At 58.9% G+C, this 9094-nt stretch carries 4 protein-coding genes; 1 reads left to right on the forward strand and 3 read right to left on the reverse strand.

Annotation, left to right across the window (positions count from 1 at the left end; all coding sequences use genetic code 11):
• Positions 1-29 precede the first annotated feature (29 nt).
• The 3 genes from ACN5AZ_RS03470 to ACN5AZ_RS03480 form a co-directional block, all read right to left on the reverse strand.
• Entirely contained in the window at positions 30-3125 is a 3096-nt protein-coding gene (locus tag ACN5AZ_RS03470) for a tetratricopeptide repeat protein (RefSeq protein ID WP_419427443.1), read from the reverse strand.
• Positions 3122-4249, reverse strand: coding sequence for an AAA family ATPase (locus tag ACN5AZ_RS03475; RefSeq protein WP_419427444.1), 1128 nt, complete (start codon positions 4247-4249; stop codon positions 3122-3124). Before ACN5AZ_RS03475 ends, ACN5AZ_RS03470 begins: the two co-directional genes overlap by 4 nt.
• Before the next feature lie 417 nt (positions 4250-4666).
• Positions 4667-6166: a plasmid recombination protein gene (locus ACN5AZ_RS03480; protein ID WP_419427445.1), complete on the reverse strand. Its 1500-nt coding sequence runs from the start codon at positions 6164-6166 to the stop codon at positions 4667-4669.
• 711 nt (positions 6167-6877) lie between these two features.
• Here ACN5AZ_RS03480 and ACN5AZ_RS03485 point away from each other — a divergent pair.
• A complete protein-coding gene (locus ACN5AZ_RS03485; RefSeq protein WP_419427446.1) occupies positions 6878-8830 on the forward strand; it encodes a hypothetical protein in 1953 nt (650 codons plus the stop codon).
• The last annotated feature ends 264 nt before the right edge of the window (positions 8831-9094 follow it).

A 9094-nucleotide genomic window follows, 5' to 3' on the forward strand; every position in this document is an offset into this window, starting at 1 on the left:
GCAAGCAGTGTTCAAAAATCCAAGTATTGTCACTTTCCTTTCGGAGGCCTTGAGGCAGGGAGCAAGCGTTGCAGGATGAGGCCTGCAGCGTGACGGATTTCGGGATTCACGTCGAGCAAGCGCGCCTCGCCATGTACCGCAGCCTTCAGAGCGGCATGGATCGGGGCATAACGATCAGCCAGACGAGTCTCATCGAACCAGTCGACCATACGCTCGCCGGCTCCAGTCGCGATGGCGAGGCGGAGCAAACGCTCTAGGTCATCGGTGAAATTCCAATTCTCCTGCACTAAGCCTCCTTGTAGAGCATTTTCCAGATGATCCGTGGCATCTCCGAAATTCTCGGCCTGAATGGCAAGCGCTGCATACATCAACGCGCGCCCCTCGGGAGGTATGTCTTCGAGGTGGCGCAACGTCTCTCGCGCCTTGGAAAACGCTCTCGACGTAACATACAGCCAGAATAAGTTCCCAGAAGCCAAGGCTTTCTGGCCTTCCGGCACGCTTTTCAATAGGGCTTCAGCGCGGCCCGTCTCCGCGCCGGTGTCGATCAGGTGATTGGCCAGAAAGACCTTTGCACAAGCGACCTGCTGCTGCAACGGGAGGGCGTCGTTGTCACCGAAGCGGGCGAGGAGCGCTTCATATGTCTCGAGCGCGGCAGCAGAATCGCCGACCTCGCTCAGCGTGATCGCCTTATTGACCATGGCCCGCGCGACCTGCTCCTGCAGCTGGAGAGCGTCGCTGTCACCGAAGCGGGCGATGAGCGCGTCGCAGGTCTCGAGCGCCACCGCGCGATCGCCGGCCTGGCTCAGGCCGACTCCCTTGTTGACCATGGCCAGCGCGACCGGCTCCTGCAGAAGGAGGGCATCGCTGTCACCGAAGCGGGCGATGAGCGCGTCGTAGGTCTCGATCTCTGCCGCGTGATTGCCGGCCTCCCCCAGCGTAATCGCCTTATTGACCATGGCCCGCGCGACCTGCTCCTGCAGAAGGAGAGCATCGCTGTCACCGAAGCGGGCGATGAGCGCGTCGTAGGTCTCGAGCGCCACCGCGTGATTGCCTGCCTCCCCCAGCGTAATCGCCTTATAGACCATGGCATGCGCGACCGGCTCCTGCAGAGGGAGGGCATCGCTGCCACCGAAGCGGGCGATGAGCGCGTCGTAGGTCTCGAGCGCCACCGCGCGATCGCCGGCCTGGATCAGGCCGACCCCCTTGTTAACCATGGCCCGCGCGACCTGCTCCTGCAATGGCAGGGCGTCGCTGTCGCCAAAGCGGGCGATGAGCGTGTCGTAGCTCTCGATCTCTGCCGTGTGATTGCCCGCCTCGCCCAGGTTGACCCCCTTATTGACCATGGTCCGCGCGACCTGCTCCTGCAATGGCAGGGCATCGCTGTCACCGAAGCGGGCGATGAGCGCGTCGTAGGTCTCGAGTGCAGCCGCGCGATCGCCGGCCTGGCTCAGGCCGACCCCCTGATTGACCATGGCCCGCGCAACCTGCTCCTGCAATGGCAGGGCGTCGCTGTCGCCGAAGCGGGCGATGAACGCGTCGTAGCTCTCGATCTCTGCCTCGGGATCGCCGGCCTCCCCCAGCGTGATCGCCTTATCGACCATGGCCCGCGCGACCTGCTCCTGCACAGGGAGGGCATCGCTGCCACCGAAGCGGGCGATGAGCGCGTCGTACGTCTCGACCTCTGCCGCGGGATCGCCGGCCTGACCCAGCGTGATCGCCTTATTGACCATTTCCTTCGCCACTTTGGCTTCGGGCAAAGCCGGATAGTCTGCTGTAATCGACTTGTCTTGGCTGGGACTCTCCAACTTCCGGCCCAGATGCACGCCCTCTGGTGCGATCTGCGTCGCCTGTTCAAACGCATGCACGTAGTCGCGAGTCCAGAGATCGAAACGGCCCGTTGCGCGTGCAGTACGGCCGATTTCCTTCAACTCGTCCTTGCAGTAGAAACTCGACAGAAACGCGACGAGCCAGCGCATCCGCTGCCGGGTGCGCCGCGTGCCGTGCCGCATTAGGTACCAGATATTAAGGAAACGTTCGACAATTTGGTGGCCGGCGTAGGACCCTGAGGTTTCGACCCTTTCGATCAGGCCATCTTTGCGCAGCCGGGTCAGCTGCGACGACAGCGTTGTGGTCGGGACGCCGGTTATGTCGGACAGATGTCCGGTGGTGATCGGGTCCCAGTGAAGCGCGATTGCGTCAATAATTGCCCGTTGCAAGGCGGTCTGATATTCCTCGACGCGGGCTTTGTAATAGGGCGTTACTTCATCCAGCAACCGTTCGAGATCGGCCATCGCACTGTGAGAGTCATCGGTCTCGAGAAGGCGATATGTCAGCGCTAGTACCCGAGGGTTGCCACCGGTCAATCGGTGAAGGACGCGGAGACGTGCGGGATCGGTGCGCATCACACGGAGGACACGGCGCCCTACCTCGCCGCGCTGGTTTGCGAGACCTCGCATGCAAGTCTCGGTTTCCTGCAATTCTAGGGGTTCGAGGTAACAGGGTTGGAAAAATTCGTAGAAGGCTGCGTCTCGGTCCGCGCCTTCCTTCAGTGACTGGGTTGCGGCGCCTACGAGGATTGGCCCGCCCCGTGCCTGCAAGCTGGCGCGCAGGGTCCAGCGATCTTCCTCTTTGAGAGCATCTAAGATCAGGTCCAAATTGTCAATCAACAGAACGGCCCGTTTGCCAAGCGCCTGCATTTCCATCTCGAACTGCTCTGCTGCGCCGTCGTTGCTATCCCAACTGCTTGAAAAGACCACGTCGTCAAGATGCCCTGTCAAGTCGTCGCGCCCTTGGCTTTCTGCCCATTCGGCCAAGGATTCCCCGCAATTGCGCCAGAAATCCCGCAGCCGCAGCACGTTGTACTGCTCTTCGCGGAACATTAGCGGGACAAAACGATCCGACAAATTCGGATCGCGCTTAATTTCGATCGCTAGGCGGCGCAGCAGGGACGTCTTACCCATCCCCCGCGTACCAATTAGGATCTGGTGTTGTCCATCATCCTCTCGCCCGACCGATTTTAAGCGGCGGCACATCGTCTCGAGCGTGTCGCGGCGCGCCACGAAATTCGCGACGAACTCTTCATCATCCAGTATGGTCTGGTTATAGAGAGTTGGCTGCGGTATCATTGTCTGTCCGCCTCGTACTGCTGCCAGTAGCGGCGGATCAGGCCGGATCTAAACCGGTAACGGTCTTCGGCGCACTGCACTAACCCGTCACTTTGCAGGATGTCCAAAATGTCCCGAACGGCCCTCTGCGTTTCCGGCACCATGGCGGATTGCAGCGTACTTGCCACCTCTCCGTCGGTGCTGGCGGACAAGTGGCCCAGCACCTTCCGGGCCAAGATCCTGTCGGTCTTTGGCAGGTTCTTGTCGATATGCTCTCGCCACACGGCAAACTCGGATTTTCGAGTTGGCTCGAGCAGTTTCTGCATGGCCGCCTGCAGGTCGTCTCGCGTCGCGGTGAGCGTACCGTCACGGGCGGCGCCCGAGGGGCGGACCTCGTTCCCGACCAGCTTAAGATAATAAGGCGCAAGCCAGCCAAGTTCTTCAAACAATACGTCGAGGTCTTCGTCGCTCGAGACGAACGGATGGTTGAACGCATTCTGCGTGGCCGGGTCGCGTAGAAAGGAGCGGGCCTCAATTTCGTTGAATGGCTCGAGAATGAAGGTGTCCAGATCGACGAAGGCGCCGCCAAGGCCGAACCGCTCAGCAACCACATTCAGGCCGATCGAACCGGTGAAAAGCCATCTAACCTTCGAGTAGTTGGCCTGCAGGTTCCTTAGCTCGTAGAAAAAGTCCTTGGCGTCGTCATTGTTTCGCTCTGCGAAGCCGAGAACGAAATATGCGATCTCGTCCACGAAAATCGCCGATTGCCTGCCGTCCTTCTCCAGCGCATCCAATAGCAAGTCCAAGAAGGCCACAGGATCGACCTTACCGATCGCGTTGATCGGGTTGTCGCCCCAATTTCCTTCGATCAATGCATCTAGCCGGCTCTTTAAGGCCGCATGTAGGCCTGAGGCCTTGGATAACTGACCTTGAATTCTTTGGCACAAGCGGCGCGCGAACTTTTCCGGAGCTGACATGCCCTGGACATCCACCTCAACTATCAACCAGTCCTCTTTCCGCATGTCTTCTGCGAGCCGGTTGATTGTCCACGTCTTCCCGATGCGACGAGGGGCCGGCATGTGAATGTTCTGCCCAGATATGAGCTTACGTTTTAACGTACCCCGCTCACTTTTTCTTCCATGCATGGACTTATCCTGATATGAATTAATTCATTTGTGAATAAATCTATTTGACTTCAATGTCAATACACCTACCTGCCTACCCACGCGCTTGCGCGATGAGAGGATTCTGCGCTTGTATGCTGGGCGATCAACTGTATCTCGCTGAATTGCCCCCCCCATTCGCAACAAAGCCACCACGTAAACTTTGAAAGGCTATTGCGCAGACGCTCAAAGGAGTTTTCTATCGGGCAAGGCCCAGGCAGCATTTGGGTAATGAACCTTGGTTTTTTGCGACCCGTAACTTCGACCAAGTCCGAGTTTTGTTACCGTAGCGAATGGCCGGCCTGACGGGCCGCCACTTAGAAGCGCCGAACCAAAATTTCAGGGTTCAGTCTCCAAACTTTCAGACCGCAGGGCCGCATTACGCCATATTTGAAGCGTTCACGGCGTCCAATTTCTGGACAAATCATCGGCCTCTACTGCCACCTCCGGCGGCAAATCTTCACGGCCAAGGAACTTGCGGACACGTCGCATCATATCATCGACGAACCGCGCTTTCACTTCAACCTCATGCCGTTTGCGGACGATCTTGAAAATTGCAGGCATGAGGCGGTTCAGCAGAGGCTTTGGGGCGTCGCGCAATGGCTGAGCGTCCTTCAAAGCGATCTTTCCGTTCTCCTGCACCTTAAGGGTTTCCTCGGCCAGCTCCTCCACGACATGCTCGATGACGGCAAGGCTAGTGTCGGCTTCCCGTTCTCTGCTCTCTACCTCCCGTGCTCGTTCCGCCAGCTTCACCTCTGCCGCTGCCACTTCCTTCTTCTGTTGATTTATCGTGCCCGACAGGGCCATCAAACGCTCGGTTTCGACCTCTGACGCCGATTGAGCTTCGGCCACAGCCGCTTCGTTCCGTGCCAGCGTTGCTTCCGCCTCCTTCACCGCCTCGCCGCGTTCTACAACGGCTGCTTGCGCAGCCTGTAGCTTGCGTGTTCGCACGACCAAAGCCGCCTTTGTGGCAGCAATATCATTTTCTTTTTTCTCCAATCGCACGGCGTAGGTGCGCCGCCGTTTTGCCTCCTTTTCCGATAGCTCCGCCTTGGCGGCCAGTTTCGCCAAGTGTCTGCGCGTTTTCGCGGCGGATTGCTCCAGCGCATCCAGCTCTGATTGGCGCGCTTCCAATTCCGCTCGTATGGATTGAACGTCATCGGCCAAGCCCTCGCGTTGGCAATGCAGCGCATCCAGTTCATCCGGCAGATCCTGATGCAGCTCGCGGACGCTGCGATGTAGGGTCTCGGCGTAGCTCGCCCCTGCCGCCAAGCGTGCGCGCTTGCGATGACCCCGCTCAATGCCGGGGTGGAACTGCTGCATCACCTCTGCCGCAATGTCTTGCAGGTGTGCGGTGGTCCCGGCCTGCGTGGCAGCGCTCACCGCCTCGCCGGTGTTGGTGTACGCCCGCAGGGCGAAATGGGCATGGATCGTACTTTCGTCGAGATGCACCACAAGGGACTCGACCTGCGTGTTCAGGCGATCCGCGATTTCGCCGGTCAAAGCCTCAAACGCTGCGTCTTGCTGATGCGTATCCAAGCTTTCGAACATACCCGCAGCATCGCGCCCGAAGGTGATAATGCCGGACGTGATGACGGCAGCGTTCGCTTTCATCGCACGCACGCGCCCTGCCCTCTTGCGCAGCTCGGCGTTTTCATCACGGATCTCGAACAAGGGCCGCATCGGGATCAGTGTGCGGTTAAGTCCGATGCGGCTGGCGTCGACATAGGCGGGCGGCGTGCCGATGCGAAAGTCATGCCGCCGCGTGCCTTTGGCCTGCGACATGCTGCGCGCTTCGATCCGAACAGACACCGCACGCGGGTTGGCGTCACGGGCGCTCGTGTTAACGTGCCGAGCCTTGGCGGGGCGCTCGGGCGATATGTCGACGTAATCCTTCATACGCCGAGACTCGTGGAAGCCAGCGAAAATCCAAAAGGAAAAATGATGCGTGTTTTGGGCGGCCTTAGCGGCTGTGAGGCGCGATGGCAGAACCTACTAGGCATAACCTCACCCCTGCGGGGTTCGTTTTATGCCGAGCAGGCGAAGGGGAGTGCTGCGCTCCCCTTTCGAAACCCCAAGCCGAAGGGGCTGCCGCCCCTTTCGAAACCCCGCTCCGCGCCCCCATACGGCCACGGTTTGCGCTTGCCCGAGATGCCGCCACCGACTATGTCTGGTGGCCATAGTATTGCGACATACACGCGAGAAACCTTACAGCAAAGACCCGCAAAGTCGAAGGTCGCCATTGCTGTGAATATCTGCTCCGGTCCCTACCGCCGGAGCCATTATCAACCTAACACGTTGATACTGAAAGAAAACGGAAAGTAGCTCCGATCACTTTCTCCCTTCTCTGCGGTGCTGGCACACAGGCCGCACACATGAGGGGCACAAGCGGCTCACACACTGTGTCTCCCTTGGCTTCACGACGGCTCAACCGTCGAGGCCAGCATGACAACCTGCCGCTATCTCCACCGCAAGGGCGAGCGATTTCACTTCCGTAGGCGACTCCCCGGATTTTCTGCATCCTTCCCTGCAATTTCTTTGCCACTGGGGACGACAGACGAAAATCTTGCGCATACCTGGGTCAGACACCTGACCCAGGAGTCCGACCGGATGTTCGACAGCTTCATTTTCATGGCCCCGCCCCTGCCCAATGACCTCGTCGCGCGGTACTTCCGCCATTGCCTCGAAGACAGCCTGTTCACCCTGCGCCGTCAGGTGCGCATGGCCAGGATGAGCGGCAGGTTCAGCGCCGACGATGAAACCCGCCTCTCCCTGATGCCCACGATCCTGCAGAGCCTTCTGGAGGATGGCATCCGCGACAGCCTCCCGCTGCAGCGGGTTGACCCTGAATGGTCGCCGGAAACCCTGGGCATCGCGATGCACCTTTATTCCGTGGAAGCCTGCCGCATCCAGTCCCCGGAAGAAACGCGCCGGATCCAGCAGACCTTTCCGGATATCAAGACACTGCACCTCACCAGCGCCGAGCATACCAGCCAGCTGCGCGAAGCGTACATCGCCGCCCGTCTCGCGGCATTGCAAGACGGCACCGCGCCGACAAATTTCACCGCTTTTCACGATGAACAGCGGCAACACGATCCGGTTTCCACTGCACCAGACGTCATCGTCGATATCCCCAAGCGCGCTGAATCAACGCCGCCCCCGCAAGCCCCCGATTCAACATTGTCCTCCGGACCTGAGGCCTCGCTCGTTAACCCGGTATCCCAAACAGAAAGCCCGCTGGCTCCCTCGCAGGCAGAAGCCCGTCTGGCCCAACAAGCAGCCGATATTGCGGGCCCGGCCCCGAAATCCGTATGCAAGACAATGGCAACCCTCGCCGATCATTTCGCGGCTTGTAAAGATGAAGCCCTAGCCGCCAACTCCGACGTCTGGTCCACGGACATCGCCCATGTGTTCTGGAGAGCCGTGCGGTCCGAAGACATGACACCAGCGGTTGCAGGGCAGCGAGAATCTGACATCAGGCGTTTTATGCTAATCCTCGGAATCACCAGCGTGACGCAAATTACTCAAGCAAAATTAGCCCACTGGAGTGATGTCCTCAGGCAATTTCCGAAAAAATTCCTGCGTTCGGACAAGGATGCCCATAAGGAACTGGAGACCATCCTGCTGGGGGCAAAGCATCTCGATGCCAAGGACAAGGGTCTTGCCGCCGATACTTTTCGCCGCCACGTGAAGTCGATCGAACTTCTGATCAAACGCGCCGTTGCCGAGGGTTTGACAGACCTGAAGGAGTTGGACCTGAAGGCCATCAAGCCAAAGAAGACGTCAGGGCGAAACCGACACAAGAAACGAGCAAGCTTCACGTCCCCGGAAACCAACCGCCTTCTGTCACATACCCTGTGGACCGGTGCGGCATCCGCTGCCAGACGCCATGTCCCTGGGTCCGTCGTTACACGCGACGGCGCGTGGTGGATCCCGCTGATCCTGATGTATACGGGCGCTCGTCGGGCCGAAATCGCCGGGATGCTGGCATCGGATATCCAAGACGTCGATGGCATTCCCGCACTCATCATCCAGGCGAACCAGTACCGGGGCATCAAAGGGGAGGCAAAAGACGCCGGTCCCGACGAAAAGCTCACGCGCATCGTCCCCATCCACTCGCAGTTGCTGGACCTCGGCCTGCTCGATTATGCCGAATACATTCGCTCCAAGGGACACGCCCTGCTTTTCCCCGATGTCGTTCCCAAACCACGCAAGGGTTCTGCACGAGCAAAAGCCAAGGATCCGGCCCTTCTCGTGGAGAAGTTCGGTGAAAGGTTCGACGACAAGTGGCGCAAGTCGATGGCGATTGCGCTTGGCGGCAACCCGCGCAAACTGTGCATCCACAGCCTCCGCCATTTCGTTAACAACACGCTGATCCATGAGAAGGAAATCCATGAGGTCACTCGGCTTGACCTTCTTGGGCATGTGGAAGGCTCCGAAGATCAGAATACAAACACGTTGACGTACCGCGACGAGACACCAATAGCGATCAAACGCACGGCGATCGAGAAGCTGCCCCGGTTGGAAGTGAGCTTATCAGCATGGGAAACGTTGGGGAGGTAGGATACCCAACCAAGCACAATCCTCCATTCAAGTCACTGTTTTCAAATGGAAATACAGTATCCGCACCTCGTTGTGTTGCATACTTTTGATGCACTCGACACCAACAGTCAAGGGCTGGCTCACCCTCGCCGTTCGTAAGGATAATGTGGATGGTGTTGATTGTCACTGAGAACTGACCCGGTAGCCCCATAAATTGTCACTGAGAATTGACCCATGTGAACACACTTCCCCGACGGTTTTGGTTGGGGGGATTTGGAGTGATCG

Origin of the sequence: Sagittula sp. SSi028 (assembly GCF_048553715.1) — a bacterium.
Lineage (GTDB): Bacteria > Pseudomonadota > Alphaproteobacteria > Rhodobacterales > Rhodobacteraceae > Sagittula.